We start from the raw sequence: 25,769 nt of genomic DNA, 5'->3' as shown, positions 1-25,769 counted from the left end.
ACGCCGTACCGCTGGCGTCGTCTCCTATCCTGGAGCCAGCACCGGTACACACGAGAGGCGGTTTCGGCGTGACCCCGACAGAGTTCGACGTCGTCGTGATCGGCGGCGGAATCGCCGGAGTGTCCATCGGCTACGAGTTGGCCGCCGATCGCCGGGTCTGCCTCGTCGAACAGGAGGGCACGCTCGCCTTCCACACGACCGGGCGTTCGGCCGCCCTCTATCTGGAGACGTTCGGCAACGCGTCGGTGCGCGCGCTGACCGGTGCGAGCCGCGCACAGCTCACCGATCCGCCCGCCGACTTCGACGGCCCGATCCTCGCGTCGCGCCCCTACCTCGTGTTCGCCCGAGAGGGGCGCGGTGATGCGCTGACCGCGTTCTACGACGACGTCCGTCGACAGGCTCCGGCCGTCGAACTGCTGTCCGCGGACGACGCGGTCGGCCTCGCGCCGTATCTGAGGCGCGCGGCGATCGAGGCGGCGCTGATCGACCCTGCCTCGATGGACGTCGACGTCCACGCCCTGCACCAGGGGTACGTCCGCGGACTCCGACGGCGCGGCGGCGAGATCCGGACACACGCGGCGGTGACCGCACTCGATCGAGCACACGGGGTGTGGACGGCGGCGTTCGGCGACGGCCGCACCGTGCGCGCGCCCGTCGTCGTCGACGCAGCGGGGGCGTGGGCCGATACCGTCGCCGAGTGCGCAGGCGCGGCCCCGATCGGCGTACGGCCGATGGTCCGGACAATCTTCGGTGTCGACGCGCCCGAAGGGCTGGAGACGTCGAACCTGCCGGTCGTCAACGATCTCGACGACGCCTTCTACATCAAACCCGAAGCCAACGGACTGCTGTGCTCGCCGGCCGACGAGACGCCGAGCCATCCGCACGACGTCCGGCCCGGCGACCTGGAGATCGCCCGCGCCATCGACTCGATCAACGAGGTCACCGATCTGCGCATCCGGCACGTCCGCTCGTCGTGGGCGGGCCTGCGCACGTTCGCACCCGACCGCTCCCCCGTCGTCGGCTTCGACCCAGGTGTGGAGGGCTTCTTCTGGTTCGCGGGCCAGGGTGGCTACGGCATCCAGATGGCGGACGGTCTGGCCCGGTCCGGGGCAGCCGTCTTCCGCGGAGAGGGGCTGCCGGACGACGTCGTCGCACGCGGGGCGCAGGCCTCAGCGCTCGCGCCGGACCGGTTCTGACCCGGTCGGCGGCGCGCTCGGCTACCGCTTGCGGTCGACGTTGGCCATCTTGAGGACGTCGAGGCGCTTGTCGAGTTCCTCTTCCGACAACTCGTCGCCGACGAGACCGCGGTCGATGACGGTCTGACGGATCGTCGTGCCCTCACGCAACGCCTGCTTCGCGACGACAGCGGCCTCCTCGTAGCCGATCGCCGAGTTGAGCGGCGTCACGATCGACGGCGACGATTCGGCGAGTGTCCGCAGCCGGTCCTCGTGCGCCACCAAGCCGTCGATGCATCGGTCGGCGAACAGCCGCGACACGTTGGCCAGCAGGGTCACCGATTCGAGGACGTTGCGCGCCATCATCGGGATGTACACGTTGAGCTCGAACGCACCGTTGCCGCCGCCCCAGGTGACGGCGGCGTCGTTGCCGATGACCTGCGCCGCGACCTGTGTGACAGCTTCGGGCAGCACCGGATTGACCTTGCCCGGCATGATCGAGCTGCCCGGCTGCAGGTCCGGGAGGGCGATCTCGCCGAGACCGGTCAACGGCCCCGATCCCATCCACCGGACGTCGTTGGCGATCTTGGTGAGCGACACGGCGATCGTCTTCAACTGGCCCGACAGTTCGACGAGGCCGTCGCGGGCGGCCTGCGCCTCGAAGTTGTCCTTCGCCAAGCTCAACTCGTCGACCCCCGTCAGTTCGACGAGTTTCGCGACGACCTGCGTACCGAACCCCTCCGGTGCGTTGAGCCCGGTGCCGACGGCGGTGCCGCCGATCGGGAGCTCACCGACACGCGGCAGCGTCGACTGCAGGCGTTCGACCCCCGCCTCGACCTGCCGCGCGTAACCGCCGAACTCCTGGCCGAGAGTCACCGGCACCGCGTCCATCAGGTGCGTGCGGCCCGACTTCACGACCGTCGCCCACTCGCCGGACTTCGCCGCGAGCGCCTCGTGCAGCCGACCCAATGCGGGGATCAACTGACGGACCACGGCCTCAGTCGCCGCGACGTGCGTCGCTGTCGGGAACGTGTCGTTGGAACTCTGCGACATGTTCACGTCGTCGTTCGGGTGGACGGTGACGCCTGCCTTCGCGGCGACCGACGCGATCACCTCGTTGGCGTTCATGTTCGAACTGGTACCCGACCCGGTCTGGAAGACGTCGATCGGGAACTGGTCGTCGTGCGCGCCGTCGGCGATCTCGCGGGCGGCTGCGGCGATCACGTCGGCCTTCTGCGCGTCGAGCAGACCGAGGTCTTTGTTGACCAGCGCGGTCGCCGCCTTCAGCAGGCCGAGCGCACGGATCTGCGTGCGCTCGAGCGGACGGAAGCTGATCGGAAAGTTCTCGACGGCCCGCTGCGTCTGCGCCCGCCACAGCGCGGCCACGGGAACCCGCACCTCGCCCATCGTGTCGTGTTCGATCCGGTACTCATGGTCAGCCATGGTCAGTACAACCTTTCGTGAGTGGTCCGTGTTCCCTGGGACTCAGCCCTTCATGGCGACGCCGTGGCGCCAGTAACCCATGAACGCGACCTGAGAGCGGGCGATGCCGAGCTCTTTCACCAGGTGACGACGCAAGCCGGTGACGACTTTGCTCTCTCCCGCGATCCAGTAGTAGCGCTCGCCCGGCGCCGGTTCGGGGCCGACGTCCTCACCGAGATTGGAGAAGACGGGAGTCTCCCACACCATCGGATCGTCCGGGTTCTCGTCGACGTCGGCGTCGTCCGCCGAGTCGGCGGCCCCGAGGTGGTCGAGGACTGCGGGACGCAGTCGCGCCCCGTGGTCGGCGCCGTCGCGCGCCAACCAGTGCACGCTCACCCCGGCGGGTGCGGCGCACGGCAGCACGTCGGCGCCGGTGGGGACCTCGATGAACGCGGTGCCGCGCAGGTCGGCGGGCGCATCCTCCAGGATCCGCGCGATCGCAGGCGCCGCGGTCTCGTCGCCGGCCAACAGCACCGACCCCGAATCGCCCGGCTGATATTCCAGCCCGCCGCCGTCACGCCGACCGCGGCGCGGCGCCACCAGCATCACTTCGTCGTCTGCCGAGGCCCGCGACGCCCACGACGACGCCGGTCCCGTCGCGCCCGGTGCCATGTGCAGGACGAAGTCGACAACCAGCTCGGTGGTGCCGTCGTCGGCGACCCGCAGGTCGCGGACCGAGTAGGTGCGGATCGCGCCGCGTCGATCCTCCGGGATCTCCAGCCACCGCCGATACCAGTCGTCGCCGCCGGCCAGTTCGGGCAGCACACCCGAGGACGGCGGGAAGATCACCTTGATCCGCTGGTCGAACGTCTGCCCCGGATTGCCGAGCCGGTCGACGTCGCCGCCGACGAACGTGATCCGGACGAAGTTCGGCGACACCGGTTCGACGAGACTCACTCTCGCCCGGCCGATCACGTAGGCGCCCTCCTCGACAACGGTGTCACTGTCGTCGGTCTTATTGTCATCGGTCTTACTGTCAACGGACATGGTGCCTCCCTATCGGCATGACAGCGGGTTTCCCCGACACTGGATCTTGCAGAATCTGACTTTTGAGACCGAACACCTCGTCGACGAGTTCGACGGTCATCACCTCGTCGGGCGTCCCGGTCGCGTGGATGCTTCCCGACCGCATCGCGACCAGCCGGTCGGCGTAGCGGGCGGCGAGATTGAGGTCGTGCAACACCATCACGATGGTGGTGCCGCGCCGCTCCCGCAAGTCGGTGAGCAGGTCGAGGACCTCCACCTGGTGGGCCAGGTCGAGGAAGGTCGTCGGCTCGTCGAGCAGCAGAATGTCCGTCTCCTGCGCGAGCGCCATCGCGATCCACACGCGTTGACGCTGTCCGCCGGACAATTCGTCGACCGGCCGGTCCGCCAGGTCTGCGGTCCCGGTCGCGTCGAGCGCGTCTGCGACGGCCTCGTAGTCGTGGGAGTTCCACGGGGCGAGAACCTTCTGGTGCGGGTGGCGGCCACGTCCGACGAGGTCGGACACCGTGATGCCTTCCGGTGCGACCGGACTCTGCGGCAGCAGCCCGAGCATCCGGGCCACCTCGCGGGAACGTCGCGCCGAGATGTCGTGTCCGTCGAGCACCACCTGACCGGACGACGGCGACAGCAGTCGGGCGAGGGCTCGCAGCAACGTCGACTTGCCGCAGCCGTTGGCGCCGACGATCGACGTGATCTGTCCCGGAGCCACCTCCAGATCGAGGCCCTCCACGATCACCCGGTCGCCGTAGGCGAGACGGACCTTCTCAGCGGACAGCTGATGGTGGACGGTCACAGGGTTCCTCCCGACCGGTTGACGCGAATGAGCAGATAGATCAAGAACGGGGCGCCGAGCACACCGGTCACGACGCCGACCGGGTAGCGGTGCGGCAACGCGAACTGCGCGACGAGGTCGGCGGACATGACCAGGAGCGCACCGACGAGCCCGGCGGGCAGCAGCATCGACCCGCCGGCGCGCGTGAACAGACGCATCGCGATGGGCCCGGACATGAATGCGACGAACGAGATCGGGCCGGCACCCGCCGTCGCGAATGCCAGCAGGATCACCGCTCCGAACAGGACGAGCAGCCGGGTCGCTTCGACCCGCACGCCCATGCCCGCGGCGGCGTCGTCGCCGAGGCGCAGCATGTTCATGTCGCGCGAGCACGCCAGCATGATCGGGACGACGATCACCGCCACGACCGCCAACGGCACCACTTTGCCCCAGTCGGGTTCCGCAAGCGATCCGGTAATCCACCGCAGAGCGTTCGCGATGTCCCAGTCGGCCGCCCGCGCAAGGACATACGAGACGACGCTGCTGAGCATCGCCGCGATGCCGATGCCGATCAGGATCAGTCGAGTGGCCGAGAAGCCGCCGTTGCCCGACAGCCCGTACACGGCGGCCGCCGCGACGAGAGCACCGACGAGCGCCAGCACGGAGACCGACGTCCCGGTCAGACCGAAGACGACGATCGCCACCACTGCGGCCGCCGACGCACCCCACGAGATCCCGATGATGTCCGGCGACGCCAACGGGTTGCGCAGCAGCGTCTGAAAGGTGACGCCTGCGAAACCGAAGGCGAAGCCCGATAGCACCGCCAGGCACACGCGCGGAAGTCGGAGCTCACCGACGGTGAACGACGCGCCCGGCACCGTCTCGCCGACGATCACACCGAACACGTCGTCGAGCGGATAGAAGCGCTGCCCCACCATCAACGACACGAAGAACACGGCCACGACCAGCACGACGAGCACCGCCAAGATCACCGCGCGACGCCGGGAGCGGGCATGCCGTCCGGCCTTCACGACGTCGACGGTCGACCTGGTTCGTTCAGTAGGCGGGGTGGTCACAGTTCACGTACCTTCTGCCGACGGACGATCCAGATGAACAGCGGCGCACCGATGATCGCCGTGACGACGCCGACGTCGACCTCTTCAGGTCGCACCACGAGTCGACCGACGACGTCGGACGCCACGAGCAGCGACGCGCCCACGAGCGCGGAGAACGGGAGCAACCAGCGGTGGTCGGTGCCGATCAGCGCGCGGCACGCGTGCGGGACGAGCAGACCGACGAACGCGATCGGGCCCGCAATGGCGGTCGCCGCGCCTGCCAGCACGACGGCGGCCACCCCGGTCAGGATCCTGGTGCGTCCGACGTTCTCACCGAGCCCGGTCGCTACGTCGTCGCCGAGCGCGAGCGAGTTCATCCCGCGCGCGCACGCGAACGCGATCAGCGCGCCGACCCCGAGGACCGGTGAGAGGACTGCGATCCGATGCCAGTCGGCGCCCCCGACGCCACCGACCTGCCAGTGTTGGAAGCGGGTCATCACGTCGACACGCGGCAGTAGCACCGCGCTGATCAGGCAGGTGAATGCCGCAGCCGTCGCCGCGCCCGACAGCGCGAGTTTGAGCGGCGTCGCACCGCCGCGCCCCATCGACCCGATCGCGTACACGAACACCGCTGCCGCCGCCGCGCCCGCGATGGCGACCACGATGTACGAGTACGGGTCGGACATGCCGAAGAAGACGATGCCGCACACCACGGCCAACGACGCGCCGCCCGACACTCCGAGAATGCCGGGGTCGGCGATGGGGTTGCGGGTCACGGCCTGCATGCCCGCGCCCGACAGGGCGAGCGCCGCACCGACGATCATCGCGAGGACGGTCCGCGGCATCCGCTTCTCGACGGCTGCCGCCGAGAATGAGTCCGCATCGCCGAACAGTGCGTCGGTGATGTCACCGAATGCGACGTCTCGGGCGCCGAACGCGATCGACACGGCGGCGAGCGCGACGAGGACGACGACGCTCGCGAAAAGCCAGCCGACCCTACGGGTCAAGGAACCGCGATGGCGCCGCCGAGGACGTCCATGTACTTGTCGATGCCCCACGGGATCGACAGCGGCGACGGGTTCGACGACGCGGCGAGCGGCGTGCCGTCCTGCAGGATCGCGACGTGACCGGCCTTGACTGCGGGGATCTTGCCGAGCAGCGGGTCGGCCTGCAGACGTTTCACCGTGTTCTCGTCACCGTAGGTGATGATCAGCCCGACGTCGTTGAACTGGTCGGCCTTCTCGGCGCTGACCTCGGTGTAGAACTGTTCGGTGTCGGCGGTGTTCCGCTCGACCGCCGACGGCACCGGCATCCCGGCGTCACGCAGGAACGTCGCGCGCGGGTCATGCAGGTTGTAGTACATGAGCTTGCTCGTGTCCGTCGGATCGAGGTACGCGAACATCGTCTTGGTGTTCTTCAACTCGGGGTGCTGATCGACCGCCGCGTTCACCTGGCTGGTGAGTTCGGTGACGAGTTCGTCTCCGTCGGATTCCCGGCCGAGGGCCTTCGAGTCGTACTGGATCATCTCCTGCCACGTGGTGCCCCACGGGGTCTTCGGGTAGGCGACGACCGGCGCGATCTTCTCGAGCTTGTCGTACTGCTCCTGGGTGAGACCCGAGTACGCGGCGAGGATCACGTCCGGTGCGGAGTCGCTGACCGCTTCGAAGTCGATGCCGTCGGTCTCGTCGAACAGCACCGGCGTCTCACCGCCGAGTTCCTTCAGCTTGGCGTCGGCCCAGGGCAGGATGCCGTCGCCGTTGTCGTCGCCCCAGGTGGCCTTCGCCATGCCGACCGGCACGATGCCGAGCGCCAGCGGCACCTCGTTGTTCGCCCATCCGACGGTGGCGACTCGCTCGGGAGCCTCTTCGATGGTCGTGGTGCCGAGTGCGTGTTCGATGGTCACCGGGAAGCCTTCGCCCCCGGTGCCACCGCCTGACACGTCGTCGTCTGAGTTCGAGCACGCGCTGACTGTCACGGCCAGAACGGCCGCGCACGCGAGGGAGAGGAATCGGGAGGTTCGCACGCCGGGTGCCTTTCGGGGGTTGGGAGACGACCCAAACTATGGGTAGGCTCCCTTAATCTAGCACTAGAAGGCCGGGCCCTCACGATCGCCCTCGAAACCCCCGGCCGTCCTTGTATCGTCCCTGTGAAACCACGCACAGTTCCTTTCGACGATGGGGCGCCCGCATGATGAAGTTCCTGCAGAATCTCGGCAAGTCGATCATGCTGCCGGTCGCGGTGCTGCCGGTCGCCGCGATCCTCGTCGGTATCGCCAACTGGATCATCGGCATCAACGACGACCAGACCAACGTCGTCACATCATTCCTGCAGACCGCGGGCCTGGCGATCCTCGACAACATGGCACTGCTGTTCGCGGTCGGTGTCTCGATCGGCATGGCCCGTAAGTCCGACGGCACGTCCGCGCTCGCCGGGCTCGTGTCGTGGCTGGTCATCACGAGTCTCCTCGCCCCGTCATCAGTGATGACGCTGCTCTCCCGCGACTACACGAGCACACCGCTCGAGGATGGGGCGACCCTCGCCGAAGGCGAGAAGATCGTCCAAGAGCACGGGCAGTGGATGCTCGCGTCGCCGGACATCAACGCGGCGTTCGCCCCCGGCTCGTTCCAGAACGCGTTCATCGGCATCCTGTGCGGCATCATCGGTGCCGCCTGCTACAACCGTTTCAAGTCGGTCAAGCTGCCCGACGCCCTCTCGTTCTTCTCCGGCCGACGATCCGTCGCCATCGTCACCGCGGGCGTCTCGCTCATCGTCGGACTGGTCCTGCTGTTCCTGTGGCCGCTGATCTACAGCGGCCTCGTCTGGTTCGGCGAACACATCGTCGACCTCGGGGCCGTCGGCACCGGACTCTACGGCTTCTTCAACCGGCTCCTCATCCCGTTCGGGCTGCACCACGCCCTCAACTCGGTGTTCTGGTTCGACGTCGCCGGCATCAACGACCTCAACAACTTCCTCGCGGGCGACGGCGAGTTCGGTGTCACCGGCCAATACATGACGGGCTTCTTCCCCGTCATGATGTTCGGCCTGCCCGGTGCGGCGCTGGCGATGTACGTGACGGCGAAGACCAAGCGCAAGAAGATCGCCTACGGCATCCTGCTGTCCGGCGCGGTGTCGTCGTTCTTCGTCGGCGTCACCGAGCCGCTCGAGTTCGCGTTCATGTTCCTCGCGCCGCCGCTGTATCTGATCCACGCGGTGTTCATGGGCATCTCGATGGCGATCAGCTCCCTACTCCCGGTCCGCATGGGCTTCGGATTCTCCGGCGGCTTCGTCGACCTGATGCTCAATTGGACCAACCCGCTGGCCGAGAACCCGTGGATCATCCTCGTAATGGGTGCGGTGTGGTTCGTCATCTACTTCTTCGTCTTCCGGTGGGTCATCCTGAAGTTCCGACTCAAGACCCCCGGGCGCGAAGACGACGACCCGGACGACGTCGACGGCGACGACTCGGGGTCGGCGGGTTTCGTGGGCACCGCCGTCAAGTTCATCGACGCGCTCGGCGGCAAGAGCAACATCGCCGAACTCGACAATTGCGCGACCCGCCTGCGCATGGAGATCAACGATCCGTCGATCGTCGACGAGCCCGCCCTCAAACGCGCAGGCGCCGCGGGAACGATCAAGCCCGGCGGCAGATCGGTCCAAGTGATTTACGGCCTCAACGTGCAGTTCGTGAAGGACGCGATGGAGAAGGTCCTGGCCGGCGACATCGAAGCACCGGCCGCAGATGATGTCCCCGACGTCGTGCCCGATGCCGACGAGTCGTCGGCATCGGTCGCGGTGCTGGAGAAGACGGCCGAGACCGTCGTCCTGCACCGACCGATCCCCGGCTATGCGATCGCCCTGTCGGAGGTGCCGGACGCGACATTCTCGTCGGGCATGATGGGCCCGGGCGCAGCGGTGGTCCCCACATCGGGCGAAGTGACGGCACCGGCCGATGCGACCGTGGTCACCGTGTTCCCCACCGGCCATGCGATCGGGCTGCGTCTGGAGGACGGCACCGAAGTCCTCATCCACGTCGGACTCGACACCGTCAAGATGAAGGGCGACGGATTCGAGCCGCTCGTCGCCGCAGGTGACACGGTCTCCCGCGGCCAGCCGATTCTGAACGTCGACCTCGGCAAGATCGAGGCAGCCGGGTACTCCACGGTGACCCCGGTGGTGGTGATGAACAACAAGTCCGCCGTCGTCGAACTGACCTGACCGGGGCCGGTACCGTTGGCCGCATGTATGTGAAGGTCTGCGGGCTCACCGATCCGGCGACGGTCGACGTCGCCGTCGACGCGGGAGCCGACGCGATCGGCGTCGTGATGAACCGGACCAGTGCACGTGCCGTCGACGCCGAGACCGCGCGGACGATCATCGAGCGGACAGGTGGCCGCGTCGACACCGTCCTCGTCGTCAACGACATGCTCGCCGTCGACGCCGCGCACATCGCCGCCGACCTGGGCTTCTCGGTGCTGCAGCTGCACGGACGCTACGCGGCCGACGACTTCGCCGCCGCGGCCGCCGTACTTCCGCGGCTGTGGCGTGCGACGTCACTCGCGAACGACCCCCCGCTGCAGGTCGGAGCCTACGGCGAGGAGAGTCTGCTGCTCGACGCGCCGCGGCCCGGCTCGGGCGAACGGTGGGACCTGTCGGTTCTCACCGACCGCGGCGTCACCGGTCGCTGGCTCCTCGCGGGCGGTCTCACCGCGGGCAACGTCGCCGACGCGGTCGCGCAGGCGAGCCCGTGGGGCGTCGACGTCTCCAGCGGCGTGGAGTCGGCGCCGGGCGTGAAAGACCACACGGCCGTGCGCGCTTTCGTCGTCAACGCCAAGGCCGCTGGCACAAGTCTCACGTAGGCGGCCGACACCGTGGAATTCGGCCTCCAATGTCCATATACGTGAGAGTTGTGCCGGTATTCGGAAACCGTGCCAGACAGCCTCCACCTAGACGACAATTCCGACATGGACACGGGGGTCTATCGGTGGGGACAGTTGACGGAGCGTGCGCCGCGAATCGAGTTGCGGCACGCTATTGCGGACGGCACACTCGTCCGTCTCAGACGCGGCTGGTACGCACTCGCGTCCGCGCGCAATGAGACGGTCCATGCGGTCCGCGCGGGCGGCGTCCTCTCGTGTGCGTCCGCGCTGCGGATGCACGGAGTGTGGGTGCCGCCCGCCGACAAACTCCACATCCGGGGGAACGACGGCGCAAGCCGAGAGCACCCCGACTGGTGCCGGCAGTCGGGACGCCAGCCGCCCGAACTCTCCGCGGTCGACGACCTGCTCACAGCACTCCGCCACGCATCCCGGTGCCTGTCGCCCGAGGACTTCGTCGTGGTGTGCGACTCCGTCCTCAACCTCGGCCTGATGACCGGTTCGGACCTGGCCGCGGAGTTCGCGAACGGGCCGCGCCGACTACGTCGGGTCCTGAATCGGGTCGATGGCCGCGCAGAGTCGGGCATCGAGACGATGGTGCGCCTACGCCTGCAGGCCGAACACATCCGAGCCCGGCCACAGGTGGTGATCCCCTTGGTCGGCCGTGTGGACTTCCTCATCGGGACCTCGTTGATCATCGAAGTCGACGGCGCCGCATTCCATCTCAGCACCGACGCCTACGAGAGCGACCGCCTCCGCGACCTACAGGCGCACGCGCTCGGATATCACCCGGTGCGCCTGACGTACACGCAAGTCGTCTACCAGTGGAGTTCAGTCGGCCCGCTCATCGTCGAATTGGTCCGCCGCGGTGAACACATGCGACGCGTCGACGTACCGCCGCTGGGCACAACTCTCACGTAGGCGGCCGAAACAGCCGATTTCGGCTCCGAGTGTCCATATACGTGAGAGTTGTGCCCGCTCATCGTCCGTCGAGGCTCTGCTGAATCCGGTTCATGCCGCCGAGCCAGCGGTCGGGCGACGTCGCGCGCGCGAGGTAGTAGTCGCGGACCTGCGGGTGCGGCAGGATGTAGAACTCGTCGGTCTGCAGCGCATTCCAGGCGGCGTCGGCGATGTCGGACGGTTCGAGCACGGCGTCGTGCGACAGGACCTCTTTGAGGTCGCCCGACTCCTCGTAGATGCGGGTGCGGACGCCTTGCGGGCAGATCGCCTGCACCACGACACCTTGGTGGCGGTACGTGGCCGACAACCATTCGGCGAAACCGATCGCGCCGTGTTTGGTCGTCGAGTACGCGGGGGCGCCGAGCATGGTGAGCATGCCCGCGGCGGACGCGGTGACGACGTAGCGACCGCCGCCCTGCGCCACCCACTGCGGGACGAGCGCGCGGGCCGCACGCACATGCGCCATCACGTTGACTTCCCACGAGTCGGTCCAGTCGTCGTCGGACGCCGCGAGCCCGCGCCCTCGGTCGATGCCCGCGTTGCCGAACCAGACGTCGACACCGCCGAGCCACTCGTTGGCGGTCGCGACGAGACCGTCGGCGCCTTCGGGCGACGCGGCGTCGCCCGGTGCGGCGATCGCGCCGATCTCGTGGGCGAGCGCGTGGACGGCGTCGGCGTCGAGGTCGTTGACCATGACCTTCGCGCCTTCGGCCGCGAGTTTGGCAGCGATGGCGCGCCCGATACCCGCGGCGGCTCCGGTGACGACGACGCGTCGAGCGGTGGAATCCGAAGTCATGAGGTCTCCTCGAGTCGTGTAGTCTACAAAATAAGCGGTCGCTTAGTTTCATCGACAGTGTGCCAGAGAGGAGGAGGCCGTGGTATCGAAATCCGAACTCACTCGCGCTCGACTCCAAGACGGCGCGATGGCCTCCTTCGCCGAACACGGTTTCCACGGCACGAGCACCCGCCACATCGCCGCGGCCGCAGGCATGAGTCCGGCCGCGGTCTACGTGCACTACGCCTCCAAAGAGGCCCTGCTGTACGAGATCACCAAGGCGGGCCACGAGCAGATCCTCGGCATCGTCCAGACCGCAGACGACTCCGCGCCCGACGCCACCACGCGCCTGCGCAACATCGTCCGCGAATTCGTCATCTACCACGCGCAACACCACGCGAGTTCGCGCGTCGTCAACTACGAGATGACCAAGCTCGAACCCGAGCATCTCGCCGAGATCGTCGCGATCCGCGTCCGCATCGACCGTACGTTCACCCGCGTCATCGAGGACGGCGTCGAGTCCGGCGAGTTCACGGTCAGCGACGTCGCGATGACGACGACGGCCATCTCGTCGCTGGGCATCGACGTGTCGCGGTGGTTCCGCGACGGGCGGACGTGGAGCCCGGAATCGGTCGGCGACTACTACGCCGAACTCACGTCGGCCATGGTCGGCGCCCGCTGACCGTTCACTCTTCCGGGCTGCCACACGGCGGCCCAGTACCCGATCCACAGACCGTGTACCCGACCCACAGAGAAGGAGGCGCTGTGCGCCGCGACATCTACACCGAAGACCACGAAGCGTTCCGCGAGACCATCCGGGCCTTCATCGAATCCGAGATCGTCCCCGTCTACGGCCAGTGGCTCGAGGCAGGCATCGTGCCGCGCGAGTTCTACAAGAAGGTCGGCGAGCTCGGTGTGTTCGGCATCGAGGTCCCAGAGGAGTTCGGCGGCGCAGGCGTCGACTCCTACAAGTACGAGGCCGTGATGACCGAGGAGATGGCGCGCGCAGGCGTCAGCCTCGGCGGTTCGTCGGTGCACATCCCCCTGTGCCTGCCGTACCTGCTGGCGCAGGCCAACGACGAGCAGAAACAGCGCTGGCTGCCCGCGATGGCGACCGGTGAGGCGATGTTCGCGATCGCGATGACCGAGCCGGGCACCGGTTCGGACCTGGCGGGCATGCGGACCACCGCCAAGCTCACCGAGGACGGCACCCACTACGTCCTCAACGGTTCGAAGACGTTCATCACCGGCGGCGTCAACGCCGACCGCGTCATCGTCTGCGCCCGGACCTCGGCCCCCAGCGAGACCGATCGCCGTTTCGGGATCAGTCTGCTCGTCGTCGACACCACGTCGAAGGGCTACGAGGTCGGCCGCAAGCTCGACAAGATCGGTCTGCGCGTCTCGGACACCGCGGAACTCTCGTTCACCGACGTCCTCGTCCCGGTCGAGGACCTTCTCGGCGAAGAGAACCAGGGCTTCTACTACCTGGGCCAGCACCTGCCGCGTGAGCGCCTGTCGATCGCCGTCGGCGCGTACGCACAGGGCGCGGCGGCGATCCGCTTCGCCAAGGAGTACACGCAGGAACGCCAGGTGTTCGGCAAGCCGGTGGCGTCGTTCCAGAACTCCAAGTTCGAGCTGGCCGCCTGCAAGGCGCAGGTCGATGCGATGGAGGCCGTCGTCGACCGCGCCCTCGAGGCCTACGACAAGGGTGAGCTGACGGCGGCCGACGCAGCGTCGGCGAAGCTGTTCTGCACGGAGGCCGCGTCGGACGTCATCGACCGCTGCCTCCAGTTGCACGGCGGCTACGGCTACATGAACGAGTACCCGATCGCGCGCCTGTACGCCGACAACCGCGTGAACCGCATCTACGGCGGGACCAGCGAAGTGATGCGTTCGATCATCGCGAAGAACATGGGACTGTGACCCAGGGTCACTGACATGCGACGCTTGACGGCGTGAGCCACCGCCTTCCCGACCCGGAACCCACCCCCGAACCGGCGACGAAGCCCCGGCCGCGCCGTCAAGCGCCCACGCCCCAGCCCGACCCCAGTCCTAGTCCCAGCTCCACTCCCGCTCCGAATCACAGTCACGATCACGGGGGCGACATCCCCGGGGTCCTCACCCGGTACGCCAAGCCCGCGGTGATCGTGGTGCTCGCGATCGCCGCGCTGTTCGTGACGGTCGGCGCGATCATGACCTGGCCGTCCGACGACGACCACCCCATCCCCCTGCAGTTCCAGTCGTCGGACGGCGGGCCACTGCAGATCTACGATGCGACGGTCGTCTCGCAGACGCGCGCCGACTGTTCGGTCGTCGACTCGGGCAAGCCGACGGCCGAGTATCCGATGATCCCGACGACCGGCGGCCCGTGCATCGCGGCGGTCCTGCACCTCGATTCGGGGCCGAACAGCGGCCAGTACACGGCGCTGTCGATCCCGACGAACGCCGCACAGTCGGGGTCGGGACCGGATTCGCAGTCCATCGACGCCGGAGCCCCGAATGATCCGCAGCCCGGGCAGCCGAGCCTGTCGGTGGACGACGAGATCCGGGTCAGTGCGATGCCGTCGCACAGCATCGACGCCGACGACGACACGCTGACGTACGCGTTCTACGACTACACGCGCGGGACGCCGCTGATCTTCTGGGCGGTCGCGTTCGTGCTGGCCGTGGTCGTCGTCGCCACCTGGCGCGGTCTCCGCGCGATCATCGGCCTCGCGGTGGCGTTCGCGATTCTCGGCTTCTTCACGTTGCCGTCGATATTGGACGGGCACGACGTCGTCGTGGTCGCGATCGTGTCGGCGGCCGCGATCCTGTTCGTGGTCCTCTATCTCGCGCACGGGGTCACTCTCCGCACGAGCGCCGCTCTGGTCGGCACCCTCGCGTCACTCGTCGTCGCGGGGCTCCTCAGCAGCGTGGCGATCAGCAGTCTCGAGTTGACCGGCCTGTCCGCGGATTCGACGAAGAGTCTGCAGTTGTATCAGGGGACGCTCTCGTTGAACGGCCTGCTGTTGGCGGGTTTCGTGATCGGCACGCTCGGCGTGTTGAACGACGTGACGATCACGCAGGCGTCGGCGACGTTCGAACTCGCGGCGATGCCCGGTCAGACGCGCCTCGGGGCGTTCCGCGCCGCGATGCGGGTCGGCCGCGACCACATCGCGAGCACTGTCTACACGCTGGTGTTCGCGTACGCGGGCAGCGCTCTCCCCTTGCTGTTGTTGTTCTCGGTCGCCGCGCAACCGGCCTCGTCGCTCCTCACGTCCGAGGAGGTCGCGATCGAACTGGCGCGCGCGTTCGTCGGCGGCATCGCGTTGGCGCTGTCGGTGCCGTTGACGACGGCGGTCGCCGCCGCGCTCGTCGTCCCGGGCGGCAAGACTCCAGCGTGACGGTCGGCACGGTGCCGCCGGACGGGAGATGACCGCCACTTGATTTCCGGTGGCGCGAAAAACTGTTAGTGAGTAACAATAGTTCTCATGTCATCCTTTCTGTTTCGTGTAGGACGGTTCTCATTCCGCCACAAATGGTGGGTGCTCGGCGTGTGGATCGCAGCCCTCGCTGTGGTCTTCTCGCTGATCAGCGCACTTCAACCCAAGTTCGCCCAGGACTTCGAGATGCCGGGCACCGACGGCGGTACCGCGATGGAGCAGATGGAGGAGTACTTCCCCGCTGTCAACCAGCAGCAGACCGAAGCGTCGACGAACATCGTGATCGCAGCCGACGACGGCCTGGCCAAACACGCCAGCGAGATCGACTCGCTCGTCGCCGACCTGAAGAAGCTGCCCGAGGTCACCGGTGCCGACACCATCGCGAACCCGGTCACCGTCGCGCAGGCGATGCCCGACAAGGCCGCGGCTGTCCTCGGTGATGACGGCCGTGTCGGCCTGATCGCCCTTCACCAGGGTATCGACCTGATGGATGTGACCGTCGACGACAAGGACGCCGTCCTCGACGTCCTCGCCGAACACCGCACCGGCGGCCTCCAGGTGGAGGCGACCGGCGGCGTGATGTCGGCGATGGAACAGGGCGGAACCGCCGAGCTCATCGGTTTCGCGATCGCATTCGTCATCATGATCATCGCGTTCGGCGCACTCATCGCGGCCTTCATTCCGTTGGTCACCGGTATCGTCGGCGTCATTCTGACGATCGGCCTACTGACTTTGTCGGCAGAGTTCATGTCCATCAACCAGACGGCGACCGCGATCGTCATGATGCTCGGCATCGCCGTCTCCATCGACTACGCGCTGTTCATCGTCTCGCGCTATCGCACCGAACGCGCCCGGGGCGGTGATCCCGCGGACGCGGCCGCCAGAGCCGTCGGAACAGCGGGCACCGCGGTCGTGTTCGCCGGTCTGACCGTCGTCATCGCGGTCGCCGCCCTCACGGTCATCGGCATCCCGCTGATCACCCAGATGGGCATGGGCGCTGCGGTCGCAGTCATCGTCGCAGTCCTCGGCGGGCTCACCCTGATCCCGGCGCTCCTCGGCGCGTTCGGCAAGTACGCGTTCACCCCGCGCATCCCGTGGATCAAGCACGCCGCGCCCGGGCCGGACACCGAAACGCTCGGCACCAAGTTCGGCAGGTCGGTGACCAAGCGTCCGCTCCCGTTCATCGCGGGTGGCCTGGCGATCCTGATTGCTGCGGCGATCCCGGCCAGCGGCATGAAGCTCGGCATGGACACCGTCTCCGACGACCAGGTTGCGGGCCAGGAGCTGATCGCTCAGGGATTCGGCGAAGGCATCGGCGGCGAGCTGTACGTCGTCTTGCACACCGACGACGGCACGATCGACACGGTCGCCACCGAGACGATCGACAGCATCACGAAGCTCGACGGCGTCGTCGCGCCTGCCACCCTCTCCTGGATGGGCAACGGCACCGCCGACCCGAAGAATCCGAACGTCGGCGCCGACAGCGCCATCATCGTGGTGACGCCGATCAGTTCGCCGTCGTCGGATGAGACGCACACCTTGGTTGAGGAGATCCGCGATCTGGCCCCGGCCGCCGAAGCCGCCGGCGGCGAACTCCACGTCGGTGGTCAGACAGCCATCATGTCCGACCTGTCGGCCAAGCTCGACTCCGCGCTGATCCCGTACATCGCAGTGGTGGTCGGTCTGGCGTTCCTGATCATGATCGGTGTGTTCCGGTCGCTCTGGGTGCCGCTGATCGGCACGCTCGGCTTCGTGTTCTCGGTGCTCGCTACATTCGGCATCACCTCGTGGATCTTCACCGACGGCGCGCTGGGCCTGATCGACCACACCAAGCCGCTCCTGTCGTTCCTGCCGATCTTCCTGGTGGGCGTGGTGTTCGGTCTCGCGATGGACTACCAGGTGTTCCTGGTGACCCGAATGCGCGAGGAGTTCATGCACGGAATGAGCGCCAAGGATGCGATCATCGCCGGCTACCGTCACGGTGCCCGCGTCGTCAGTTCGGCCGCCGTCATCATGATCAGCGTGTTCGCGGCGTTCATGCTGGCGCCGGACACCACGGCCAAGATGATGGGCTTCGCGTTGGCCGTCGCAGTGTTCTTCGACGCGTTCATCATCCGCATGATCGTCGTTCCCGCGCTGCTCGCCCTTCTCGGCGACCGCGCATGGGGCCTGCCGAAGTGGCTGGACAAGGTGGTCGTCGACTTCGACATCGAGGGCAGCAAGGTCCGCGACGCAGGGCTGCTCACCGAGAACGAGGACCTGGTCGAGGCGAAGTAGTCACAGATGTCTGAGACGCCATTGCAGGCCGCGGCCCCGGGGAACGCCTCGGGGCCGCGGCCGGGTCTGCGGGAACGCAACAAGGCCCGCACCCGCAACGCCATCCGCACGGCCGCGATGTCGCTGTTCGAGAAGCAGGGCTATGCCTCGACCACGGTCGCGCAGATCGCCGATGCCGCCGACGTCAGCCACACCACCTTCTTCCGCTACTTCCAGAGCAAGGAGCAGGTGGTCCTGTCCGACGACCTCGACGACGTGCGAGAAGAGTTGATGAGGTCCATCGTGCCGGGGCTGGGTCGGTTCGACCTGGTCCGCAGGCTCATCACCGAGCTGTACCGGGCCGGGAGCGATGACGAGTGGGCGTCGAACTCGGACAGGTTCCGGCTGATCCAGACCGAGCCCGCACTGATCACCGCACAACAGGCCAAGGCCGACCAGGCCCTCATCCAGATGCGCGAGTACATCGCCGACTATCTCGGAGTGCCTGCCGACAGCCTCGGGCTGCGCGTGTTCATCGCGGCGTCGGCCGGGGTGCTCTTCCACGTGGTCGGCCATACCGGCGACGGGGAGATTCCGACACTCGAGGAATGCCTCGAGGCTCTCGACCTGCTCGAAGCGGGGCTGCCCGTCTAAGCGGGCGTCCGCGACACGGGAACGGTGCGGACGCACCATATACTCCCCGCATGACGTCCCCCGACATGTCACTCGGCCCGTACCGCCTCGTCCGACTGCTCGGGCGCGGCGGGATGGGCGAGGTGTACGAGGCGGTCGACACGGTCAAGGACCGAACAGTCGCGCTCAAACTCCTACCCGCCCACCTCGCCGACGACGCCGAGTACCGGGCTCGGTTCCTGCGTGAGTCGCGAACCGTCGCGCGCCTGAACGACCCCCACGTCATCCCGATCCACGACTTCGGTGAGATCGACGGTCGCCTCTACCTCGACATGCGGATCGTGCACGGTCGGGATCTGCGCTCGATTCTCCGCGACGGCCCGGTGCCGACCGACCGCGCGGTCGACATCGTCGGCCAGATCGCGGGCGCGCTCGACGCCGCCCACGCGTCCGGACTGCTGCACCGGGATGTGAAGCCCGAGAACATCCTGGTCGACGACAACGGCTTCGCGTACCTCGTGGACTTCGGGATCGCGCAGGCCGCAGGCGCCACCCGGTTGACGCAGACGGGCGCGGCGATCGGCTCGTTCGCCTATATGGCGCCCGAACGGTTCGCCGACTCGGTGAGCCTCACACCGGCCGCCGACGTCTACTCGCTGGCGTGCGTCCTCTTCGAAGCCGTCACCGGGAGCCCGCCCTACGCGGCGACGAGCATCGAACAGATCATCAGCGGCCACCTGACCAGGCCGGTCGCGCCGACCGGCACCGTCCTCGATCCGGTGATAGCGGCCGGCACCGCGAAGAACCCGGCGCAGCGAGTGCAGACGTGCGGTGCGTTCGCCGCTGCCGCCCGAGACGCGCTCGCCGGCCGCTACACCCCGACTCTGGCCGCACCCGTGCGCGATTTCTCCCCACCTCCTACTGCCCCACCTCAGGCTCATCCACCCCAGGCTCCCCCACCCCCGCCACCCGGGCGCACCGACGGCGGCCACGTCGCACTCGTGGCGGCCATCGTCGTACTCGTCGTGGTATTGGTCGCGGGAGTCGTCTGGTTCGCCATCGACAGCAGCGGAGACGACTCGCCGGACACGGTCGCCGACGTTTCGACGCAGCCCGCCGAGAACTCGCAGGTGACGACGACCGTCACCGAAGCCCAGCAGACGCCCGAGACGCAGGCTCGCGAGACCACGCGGGAGACGGCTGAGACCTCGCGCGCCGTCGGCGACCTCGGCCTGTCCACGCCCATCAGCACCCCGCCGTGCGACGGACGTACGGTCACCATCGTCTACTCGGCGACCGCCCCTGGCGCGTACGCCCGCGAGGTCGGCGACACGCTAGCCCGATATCCCGGCTCGAAGTACCTGCGCACAGACCAGTCGTGCTCGTCACTGCGCCAGAGCAGCGACGGCAACCCGATATACGCGGTCTACTTCGAAGGCTCGTCGCTCGCCGACACCTGCGCGACGGCCGCACAGTACAGCGGCTCGAACGCGCGTCGCCTCGACGACGTCACCGCCGTGGGCGTCGAGATCTGCTGACGGGGATTACGCTCGAACCATGAGCGGCGTGTGGGATGCGATCGGCAACTACTGGTGGCTCATCTTCGTGTTCGGCGGGTCTGTGGGCGGCGTGATGCGCGGGATCAGCGCGTGGAACGAGCGACGCGCGCAGCGACGCCTGGAGCGGTACCGGATCAAGCAGGAGGCGTCGGTGGCGCGTGCGCAGGCGCAGAGCCGGGCAGCCCTGGACGTAGAGTCCGTGCGATCGGAACTCGCGGCGGCCGTCGCCGAACACCAGCGCGCCGACGACACCTGGTTCGCCTACGAGACCGACCTGGCCACGCTCCTCGACTATCCGATGCTCGTCGATCTGCGCGAACCACTCACCGAGACATTCCACCGTGATCGCAGCCGCGCCGACCTCCTGCGTCCAGCCGCCGACTCCACCGACGCCACTGCCGTCCGTGCCTACCGGGACGCCGTCCACGCGTACGCGACGTCGCTCACGGTCGCCGAGCAGGAGGCGAGACGTCGCCGGCGCGGCGACTTCAGTCCCCTCGAACAGGAGCGCCTCGCCAAGGCCCAACGCCTGCTCGCCCTCGCCATGAACGACGCGGCGTCCGGCGAGGAACGGCGACAAGCGTACGGACGAGCGAGATCCGCGCTCGACGGCCTGATCGCGCTGCCCGTCGAGGGGACAGCCGCGCTCGAGCGTCGTGTGCGGGCCGCCATCGAACACGGTTAGTGCCGACCCGACGCGCCTGTTCATTTTCACAGGCTACGATCCAGGCGTGCTGGAAGAACTCAACAAGAAGGCGAAGAAGGCAGGCCTTCACGTCGCCACAGGCAAGAAGACGGGCAAGTACAGCGTTCGCAAGGTGAAGAACGGCAAGTTGGTCGCCAAGAATGTCAGCGCGGACGAGGTTCGCGATGTGATCAAGGATCACAAGTAGACCGTGTTCGGGCTGCAGTCGATCCAGTCTGTCGTCTCCGCGACCGGTGACTTCGTGTTGAATCCGTCACGTGGACTCACCGACCTCCGTCACGTGAGCCGTCACTTGCTCAGTGGAGGCACCGAGGACGACGATCTGACCGGTCGAACGATCGTCGTCACCGGCGCATCGTCGGGCATCGGTGACGCGGCCGCCCGGCTCCTCGCTTCGTACGGCGCCGAACTCGTCCTCGTCGCACGCGGGATCGATGGCCTGCAGAGGACCCGCGACGACATCACCGCCGCGGGCGGAACAGCACACCTTCTCACCGCGAACCTCGCCGACCCCGACGACGCTCGACGTCTCGCCACCGACATCCTCGAGACGTTCGGGGCGCCTGATGTCCTCGTCAACAACGTCGGCCGGTCCATCCGCCGGACCGCGCTCGACACCGTCGACCGATTCCACGATTACGAGAGGACGATGGCCGTCAACTACTTCGGCTCCGTCGCCCTCACCCTCGGACTGTTGCCCTCGATGCTCGACGCCGGACGCGGACAGATCGTCAACGTCGTCACCTGGGGCGTCCACGCCGGTTCGATGCCGAAGTTCGGCGCGTACCACGCGTCGAAGTCGGCGCTCGCGGCGTTCGGCCGCTCCCTCGACTCCGAGTGCGCGAACACCGGCGTCTGCGTCACCCAGGTCGGGTTCCCGCTGGTGCGGACCCCGATGATCGCGCCGACCGAATCGTACGACGATGCCCCGGCGTTGACGCCCGAGGAGGCAGGCGAGTGGATTCTCCGCGCCGTGCAGGAGCGGCCCGCGCAGCTGTATCCGCGCTACGCCTCAATCCTGCGCGCCGTCGGCGACGTGTCCCCTCGCTCGGTCGGCCGCATCATCGGACGCCTCGGCATCTGACCGACCGACCGTTCCTCGTATGATCGCCCCATGACCGAGCATCTCAATCGCCGCGACATCGACTTCATGCTGCACGAGTGGCTCGACGTCACCTCGCTGACTTCGCGACCACGTTTCGCCGAGCATTCACGGGACACGTTCGACGCCGTCCTCGACCTGTCCGAAGACATGGCGACCAGACTCTTCGCACCCCACTACAAGTCGGCCGACCAGACCGAACCGTACATCGGTGACGACGGCGAGGTGGTGCTCCTGCCCGAGATCGGGCGGGCCCTGTCGGCATTCGGAGAGGCTGGTCTCCTGGCGGGCACGTTCGACGAGGGCCTCGGCGGCATGCAGTTGCCGAACACCGTCGCCCGCGCGTCGATGGCGTTCTTCCAAGCCGAGAACGCGCCGACCACGTCGTACGCGTTCCTGACCGTGGGCAACGCCAACCTGTTGACGACGTACGGGACGCCGGAACAGATCGACACCTGGGTGCGCCCCATGCTCGAAGGCCGGTACTTCGGAACCATGTGTCTGTCCGAGCCGCAGGCCGGATCGTCGCTGGCCGACATCACCACGAAGGCCGTGCCCGCCGACGACGGCACCTACCGGGTGACCGGCACCAAGATGTGGATCTCCGGCGGCGATCACGAACTGACCGAGAACATCGTCCACCTCGTCCTCGCGAAAGCACCCGGCGGCGGCCCCGGCGTCAAGGGCATCTCACTGTTCGTCGTCCCCAAGGTCCTGCCGGACGGAACCCGCAACGACGTGGCGCTCGTCGGCCTGAACCACAAGATGGGAAACCGCGGCACCACCAATACGCTGCTGAACTTCGGCGACGGAACGTATGCCGCCGAGGGAGCGCCCGCGGGCGCTGTCGGATATCTCGTCGGCGAAGAGCATCACGGCCTGAAGTACATGTTCAACATGATGAACGAGGCCCGCATCGGGGTGGGATTCCTCGCGACCGCGCTCGGCCACGCCGGCTACCGGACCTCGTTGGAGTACGCGAAGGTCCGCACGCAGGGCCGTCCGGTCGACGACAAGAACCCCGAGTCGGCGCCGATCCCGATCATCGAGCACCCGGACGTCACCCGGATGCTGCTGGCGCAGAAGTCGTACGTGGAGGGCGCGCTCGCGCTCTTGCTGTACTGTTCGTCGCTGCTCGACGAGGAGACCACCGGTCCCCCGGAGGCTCGCGACCGCACGCACCTGCTCCTCGAAGTGCTGACACCGATCGCGAAGAGCTGGCCGAGCCAGTGGTGCCTGGAGGCGAACAGTCTCGCCATCCAGGTGCACGGCGGCTACGGCTACACCACGGAGTTCGACGTCGAACAGAACTACCGTGACAACCGCCTCAATCCGATCCACGAGGGCGCGCACGGCATCCACGGCCTGGACCTGTTGGGCCGCAAGGTGATCATGCACGACGGCGAAGGCCTCGGCGTCCTCGTCGAAGCGATCGGCGAGACCATCACGAAGGGCCGGGAAGCAGGCGACGAGGCCGCCGAGCACGCGGAAGCGTTGGCTGAGGCCGTCGGCAGACTCGGCCAGGTGACCGCCGCGGTGTGGGCGCCGGGCGATCCGAAGCTCGCGCTCGCCAATGCGACGGCCTACCTGGAAGCGGCGGGCCACATCGTCGTCGCCTGGATGTGGCTCGAGCAGGTGCTCGCCGCCGATGCCGCCGCGTCGCCGGAAGCCGACTTCTACCAGGGCAAGCGTGCAGCCGCCCGCTACTTCTACTCGTACGAGCTGCCGAAGACGGCCGTGCAGTTCGACCTGCTCGAATCGCTGGACCGCACCACGATGGACACCGACCCGAACTGGCTGTAGGCGTTCACGCGCCGGTGTGGTCGACGACCCAGTCGGTCACGTCGGTGAGCACCTGGTCGCGCTCGGGTTCGTTGAAGATCTCGTGGTACAGCTCCGGGTAGATCGCCAACGTCACGTCGTCGCCGCCCGCCAGGCGGGCCGCCATACGACTGCCGTCGGGGTTGGTGAGGACGTCGGCGCCGCCGTGCAGGATGAGCGTCGGGATCGTCAGAGACCCGAGGCGATCCGGGTACGTCTTCATCTCGGCGATGAGGGCTCCCCCGAGTCCGGCGCGGATGCCGCCATGCCAGACGAGCGGGTCGGCCTCGTAGGCGGCGACGACCTCCGGGTCCCGACTCACGCCGGATGCGGGCAGCGCGGTGGCGAGTAGCCACGGCGCGATCCGGCCGATCACCGGAGCCGCCTTCACCATGATCGCCGAAAGGTCTGCGCCGGGGACCAGTGCGGCCCCGGACAGGATGAGTCCGGCCAACTCGGCCTGATGATCGAGCGCATACGAGAGCGCGATCGCGCCACCCATGCTGTGTCCCAGCAGGAAGCGCGGTCCGTCGACGTCGATCGCGGAGATCACGGTGTGCAGGTCGGCGGTGAAATCGCTGAAGTCGGTGACGCCGAGCCGTTTCCCGTCAGACCGGCCGTGCCCCGCGTGATCGGGCGCCACCACCACGTAGCCGAGATCGGTGAACTTGCGTGCGACGTGGTGGTAGCGGCCGGCGTGCTCACCGAGTCCGTGCGCGAGGACGACGACGCCCACCGGCTCGGAGTCGGGCCGGTGGACGTCGTAGACGATGGTGTTGCCGTGGCGGCCGACGACGGACGAGGTCTCGATGCTCATGCAGCGAGACTAGTGCCACCCCGCCGATCCCGATCACTCGCGACCGAGAAGCCCCAGTCGGCCGACGATCGCGCGACCGGCGGATTCGACGACGCCGAAGGGGCGGATCGCGGCCTCCACGACGAGCACGACCTGCTCGACGCGGCTGGTGACCGCTTCCAGCCGGCCGACGACGGTCGCCATCTGGTCGACCGTCGTGTCCACTTTGCTCAGGGTCGCGTCCATCGTTGCGATGGTCGCGTCCATGTTGGCGAGCGTCCCGTCCAGCGCCGTTGCGGTCTTGGTCAGCCCCACCAGGAGCGGCCCCATGTCGGCGAGCAGCGATTCGACCTGTCCGACGGTCTGGTCGGCGTTCATCGCAGCCTGCGCGAGCTTACGGATCCGCTGACGGTCGTCGCCCCGGTCCGGTGGGTTCATGGCCATCTCTGAAGACTACGACGCCGCGCCGTCGTCCACCGCCGCTCCGGATGAGCCGAACTTGAACTTCCCGTTCTCGAACAGGAGCGGATACAGGAGGCCGCCGATCAGACCGCCGACGAGAGGAGCCACCCAGAACGCCCATAGCTGACCGGGAGCCCCGTTGCCGTTGAAGAACGCGACCGCTGTCGAGCGCGCCGGGTTGACCGACGTGTTGGAGATCGGGATGGAGATGAGGTGGATCAATGTCAGCGACAGACCGATGGCCAACGGGCCGAAGCCCTTCGGTGCGCGCGACTCCGTGGAACCGAGGATGACGAGCAGGAAGAACGCGGTCAGGATGATCTCGGCGAGGAGCACGGCTCCGAGGCCGTAACCGCTCGGCGAATGGTCGCCATAACCGTTGGCCGCCATGTTGCCGGTCGCGTCGAATCCGTCTTTGCCGGAGGCGATCGCGTAGATCGCCGCGCCGGCGATCAGACCGCCGACGACTTGGGACACCCAGTAGCCGGGCACGTCCTTCCAGGGAAGTCGTCCGCCGACCGCCGCGCCGAGCGTCACGGCCGGGTTGAAGTGGCCGCCCGAGATATGGCCGACCGCGTACGCCATCGTGACGACGGTCAGACCGAATGCGAGTGCGACACCGAGGAAGCCGATGCCGACTTGAAAGCTGGACCGGGTGCCCTCGTCCTCGGCGATCACCTTGGCGGCGAAGACCGCGCTGCCGCAGCCGCCGAAGACGAGCCAGAATGTTCCGAACAGTTCTGCCAACCACTTGGTCGGCGTTGATACCACGTCACTCATGCAAATACCTCCCGATCTGATGATGCGACCGATACCAGTTCGGCACCGGCGTTCCCCGACAGGCCACTTCGCCCTGTAGTTGAGTATCACCAAGATTTTCACGCGCTATGAGCAGGACGAGCAGATCGGCGCGTCACGGTTCGGAATGAACTCGG

24 protein-coding genes are annotated in these 25,769 nt (G+C 67.6%); 14 read left to right on the top strand and 10 right to left on the bottom strand.

All coding sequences use genetic code 11. The features are described 5' to 3' along the window. Window positions 1–68 precede the first annotated feature (68 nt). Window positions 69–1,196, top strand: coding sequence for an NAD(P)/FAD-dependent oxidoreductase (locus tag L5G28_RS15600; RefSeq protein ID WP_237002330.1), 1,128 nt, complete (start codon window positions 69–71; stop codon window positions 1,194–1,196). Window positions 1,197–1,217: 21 nt separating this feature from the next. Here L5G28_RS15600 and L5G28_RS15595 read toward each other — a convergent pair whose 3' ends face one another. The 6 genes from L5G28_RS15595 to L5G28_RS15570 are packed head-to-tail and all read right to left on the bottom strand — an operon-like array spanning window position 1,218 to window position 7,491. Then, a complete protein-coding gene (locus L5G28_RS15595; protein ID WP_237002329.1) occupies window positions 1,218–2,618 on the bottom strand; it encodes a class II fumarate hydratase in 1,401 nt (466 codons plus the stop codon). A gap of 42 nt (window positions 2,619–2,660) precedes the next feature. Beyond that, window positions 2,661–3,644 carry a siderophore-interacting protein gene (locus tag L5G28_RS15590; RefSeq protein WP_237002328.1) on the bottom strand — a complete coding sequence of 328 codons (984 nt, stop codon included), beginning with the start codon at window positions 3,642–3,644 and terminating at the stop codon, window positions 2,661–2,663. Continuing rightward, window positions 3,634–4,434, bottom strand: coding sequence for an ABC transporter ATP-binding protein (locus tag L5G28_RS15585; RefSeq protein WP_236999686.1), 801 nt, complete (start codon window positions 4,432–4,434; stop codon window positions 3,634–3,636). The genes L5G28_RS15590 and L5G28_RS15585 overlap by 11 nt, the downstream gene beginning before the upstream one ends. Continuing rightward, window positions 4,431–5,489, bottom strand: a complete 1,059-nt coding sequence (locus L5G28_RS15580) for a FecCD family ABC transporter permease (RefSeq protein ID WP_237002327.1) — start codon at window positions 5,487–5,489, stop codon at window positions 4,431–4,433. Before L5G28_RS15580 ends, L5G28_RS15585 begins: the two co-directional genes overlap by 4 nt. After that, window positions 5,486–6,475: a FecCD family ABC transporter permease gene (locus L5G28_RS15575; RefSeq protein WP_237002326.1), complete on the bottom strand. Its 990-nt coding sequence runs from the start codon at window positions 6,473–6,475 to the stop codon at window positions 5,486–5,488. Before L5G28_RS15575 ends, L5G28_RS15580 begins: the two co-directional genes overlap by 4 nt. Beyond that, on the bottom strand, window positions 6,472–7,491 hold the full coding sequence (locus L5G28_RS15570; RefSeq protein WP_237002325.1) for an iron-siderophore ABC transporter substrate-binding protein: 1,020 nt from the start codon (window positions 7,489–7,491) through the stop codon (window positions 6,472–6,474). The genes L5G28_RS15575 and L5G28_RS15570 overlap by 4 nt, the downstream gene beginning before the upstream one ends. A 164-nt stretch (window positions 7,492–7,655) precedes the next feature. Between L5G28_RS15570 and L5G28_RS15565 the strand changes: the two genes are divergently transcribed. The 3 genes from L5G28_RS15565 (at window position 7,656) to L5G28_RS15555 (ending at window position 11,263) form a co-directional block, all read left to right on the top strand. Further along, window positions 7,656–9,683 (top strand): PTS sugar transporter subunit IIABC, encoded by a 2,028-nt coding sequence (locus tag L5G28_RS15565; protein WP_237002324.1) that lies wholly within the window; start codon window positions 7,656–7,658, stop codon window positions 9,681–9,683. Window positions 9,684–9,706: 23 nt separating this feature from the next. Then, window positions 9,707–10,324 (top strand): phosphoribosylanthranilate isomerase, encoded by a 618-nt coding sequence (locus L5G28_RS15560; RefSeq protein ID WP_237002323.1) that lies wholly within the window; start codon window positions 9,707–9,709, stop codon window positions 10,322–10,324. A gap of 105 nt (window positions 10,325–10,429) precedes the next feature. Further along, window positions 10,430–11,263 carry a PDDEXK family nuclease gene (locus tag L5G28_RS15555; protein ID WP_237002322.1) on the top strand — a complete coding sequence of 278 codons (834 nt, stop codon included), beginning with the start codon at window positions 10,430–10,432 and terminating at the stop codon, window positions 11,261–11,263. Between the two features lie 58 nt (window positions 11,264–11,321). On the opposite strand, the gene L5G28_RS15550 is transcribed toward L5G28_RS15555, so the two are convergent. Beyond that, on the bottom strand, window positions 11,322–12,098 hold the full coding sequence (locus L5G28_RS15550) for an SDR family oxidoreductase (RefSeq protein WP_237002321.1): 777 nt from the start codon (window positions 12,096–12,098) through the stop codon (window positions 11,322–11,324). A gap of 79 nt (window positions 12,099–12,177) precedes the next feature. On the opposite strand from L5G28_RS15550, the gene L5G28_RS15545 reads away from it, so the two are divergent. The 10 genes from L5G28_RS15545 (at window position 12,178) to L5G28_RS15500 (ending at window position 23,558) form a co-directional block, all read left to right on the top strand. After that, window positions 12,178–12,759 (top strand): TetR/AcrR family transcriptional regulator, encoded by a 582-nt coding sequence (locus L5G28_RS15545; protein WP_236999678.1) that lies wholly within the window; start codon window positions 12,178–12,180, stop codon window positions 12,757–12,759. Window positions 12,760–12,842: 83 nt separating this feature from the next. Next, window positions 12,843–14,000, top strand: a complete 1,158-nt coding sequence (locus L5G28_RS15540) for an acyl-CoA dehydrogenase family protein (protein ID WP_237002320.1) — start codon at window positions 12,843–12,845, stop codon at window positions 13,998–14,000. A 32-nt stretch (window positions 14,001–14,032) separates the two neighbouring features. Then, a complete protein-coding gene (locus L5G28_RS15535) occupies window positions 14,033–15,460 on the top strand; it encodes a YibE/F family protein (protein ID WP_237002319.1) in 1,428 nt (475 codons plus the stop codon). 87 nt (window positions 15,461–15,547) lie between these two features. Further along, entirely contained in the window at window positions 15,548–17,776 is a 2,229-nt protein-coding gene (locus tag L5G28_RS15530) for an MMPL family transporter (protein ID WP_237002318.1), read from the top strand. A 6-nt stretch (window positions 17,777–17,782) separates the two neighbouring features. Next, complete coding sequence (locus L5G28_RS15525; protein WP_237002317.1) at window positions 17,783–18,409, top strand: TetR family transcriptional regulator; 627 nt, start codon at window positions 17,783–17,785, stop codon at window positions 18,407–18,409. Window positions 18,410–18,459: 50 nt separating this feature from the next. Beyond that, window positions 18,460–19,926: a serine/threonine-protein kinase gene (locus L5G28_RS15520; protein WP_237002316.1), complete on the top strand. Its 1,467-nt coding sequence runs from the start codon at window positions 18,460–18,462 to the stop codon at window positions 19,924–19,926. A 19-nt stretch (window positions 19,927–19,945) separates the two neighbouring features. Then, entirely contained in the window at window positions 19,946–20,632 is a 687-nt protein-coding gene (locus tag L5G28_RS15515) for a hypothetical protein (protein WP_237002315.1), read from the top strand. Between the two features lie 46 nt (window positions 20,633–20,678). Continuing rightward, window positions 20,679–20,840, top strand: coding sequence for a hypothetical protein (locus L5G28_RS15510; RefSeq protein WP_236999671.1), 162 nt, complete (start codon window positions 20,679–20,681; stop codon window positions 20,838–20,840). Between the two features lie 3 nt (window positions 20,841–20,843). Next, window positions 20,844–21,737: an SDR family NAD(P)-dependent oxidoreductase gene (locus L5G28_RS15505; protein WP_237002314.1), complete on the top strand. Its 894-nt coding sequence runs from the start codon at window positions 20,844–20,846 to the stop codon at window positions 21,735–21,737. 30 nt (window positions 21,738–21,767) lie between these two features. Beyond that, window positions 21,768–23,558 carry an acyl-CoA dehydrogenase gene (locus L5G28_RS15500; RefSeq protein ID WP_237002313.1) on the top strand — a complete coding sequence of 597 codons (1,791 nt, stop codon included), beginning with the start codon at window positions 21,768–21,770 and terminating at the stop codon, window positions 23,556–23,558. 4 nt (window positions 23,559–23,562) lie between these two features. Here L5G28_RS15500 and L5G28_RS15495 read toward each other — a convergent pair whose 3' ends face one another. The 3 genes from L5G28_RS15495 to aqpZ are packed head-to-tail and all read right to left on the bottom strand — an operon-like array spanning window position 23,563 to window position 25,614. Then, on the bottom strand, window positions 23,563–24,393 hold the full coding sequence (locus L5G28_RS15495) for an alpha/beta hydrolase (RefSeq protein WP_237002312.1): 831 nt from the start codon (window positions 24,391–24,393) through the stop codon (window positions 23,563–23,565). Between the two features lie 33 nt (window positions 24,394–24,426). Continuing rightward, window positions 24,427–24,816 carry a hypothetical protein gene (locus L5G28_RS15490; RefSeq protein WP_236999667.1) on the bottom strand — a complete coding sequence of 130 codons (390 nt, stop codon included), beginning with the start codon at window positions 24,814–24,816 and terminating at the stop codon, window positions 24,427–24,429. A gap of 9 nt (window positions 24,817–24,825) precedes the next feature. After that, complete coding sequence (gene aqpZ / locus L5G28_RS15485; RefSeq protein ID WP_237002311.1) at window positions 24,826–25,614, bottom strand: aquaporin Z; 789 nt, start codon at window positions 25,612–25,614, stop codon at window positions 24,826–24,828. Window positions 25,615–25,769: the final 155 nt, after the last annotated feature.

The organism is Gordonia liuliyuniae (assembly GCF_021739025.1).
Classification (GTDB): Bacteria; Actinomycetota; Actinomycetes; order Mycobacteriales; family Mycobacteriaceae; genus Gordonia; species Gordonia liuliyuniae.
Note: the sequence above shows the minus strand (reverse complement) of the source record. Positions and strands in the feature narration are given on the sequence as shown.

What these genes read in the sequence shown, in the direction of transcription:
- L5G28_RS15595 (WP_237002329.1), bottom strand. Translation starts at nt 2,618, where the DNA reads ATGGCTGACCATGAGTACCGGATCGAACACGACACGATGGGCGAGGTG.
- L5G28_RS15590 (WP_237002328.1), bottom strand. Translation starts at nt 3,644, where the DNA reads ATGTCCGTTGACAGTAAGACCGATGACAATAAGACCGACGACAGTGAC.
- L5G28_RS15565 (WP_237002324.1), top strand. Translation starts at nt 7,656, where the DNA reads ATGATGAAGTTCCTGCAGAATCTCGGCAAGTCGATCATGCTGCCGGTC.
- L5G28_RS15560 (WP_237002323.1), top strand. Translation starts at nt 9,707, where the DNA reads ATGTATGTGAAGGTCTGCGGGCTCACCGATCCGGCGACGGTCGACGTC.
- L5G28_RS15555 (WP_237002322.1), top strand. Translation starts at nt 10,430, where the DNA reads ATGGACACGGGGGTCTATCGGTGGGGACAGTTGACGGAGCGTGCGCCG.
- L5G28_RS15550 (WP_237002321.1), bottom strand. Translation starts at nt 12,098, where the DNA reads ATGACTTCGGATTCCACCGCTCGACGCGTCGTCGTCACCGGAGCCGCC.
- L5G28_RS15530 (WP_237002318.1), top strand. Translation starts at nt 15,548, where the DNA reads ATGTCATCCTTTCTGTTTCGTGTAGGACGGTTCTCATTCCGCCACAAA.
- L5G28_RS15525 (WP_237002317.1), top strand. Translation starts at nt 17,783, where the DNA reads ATGTCTGAGACGCCATTGCAGGCCGCGGCCCCGGGGAACGCCTCGGGG.
- L5G28_RS15520 (WP_237002316.1), top strand. Translation starts at nt 18,460, where the DNA reads ATGACGTCCCCCGACATGTCACTCGGCCCGTACCGCCTCGTCCGACTG.
- L5G28_RS15515 (WP_237002315.1), top strand. Translation starts at nt 19,946, where the DNA reads ATGAGCGGCGTGTGGGATGCGATCGGCAACTACTGGTGGCTCATCTTC.
- L5G28_RS15500 (WP_237002313.1), top strand. Translation starts at nt 21,768, where the DNA reads ATGACCGAGCATCTCAATCGCCGCGACATCGACTTCATGCTGCACGAG.
- L5G28_RS15495 (WP_237002312.1), bottom strand. Translation starts at nt 24,393, where the DNA reads ATGAGCATCGAGACCTCGTCCGTCGTCGGCCGCCACGGCAACACCATC.
- L5G28_RS15490 (WP_236999667.1), bottom strand. Translation starts at nt 24,816, where the DNA reads ATGGCCATGAACCCACCGGACCGGGGCGACGACCGTCAGCGGATCCGT.
- aqpZ (WP_237002311.1), bottom strand. Translation starts at nt 25,614, where the DNA reads ATGAGTGACGTGGTATCAACGCCGACCAAGTGGTTGGCAGAACTGTTC.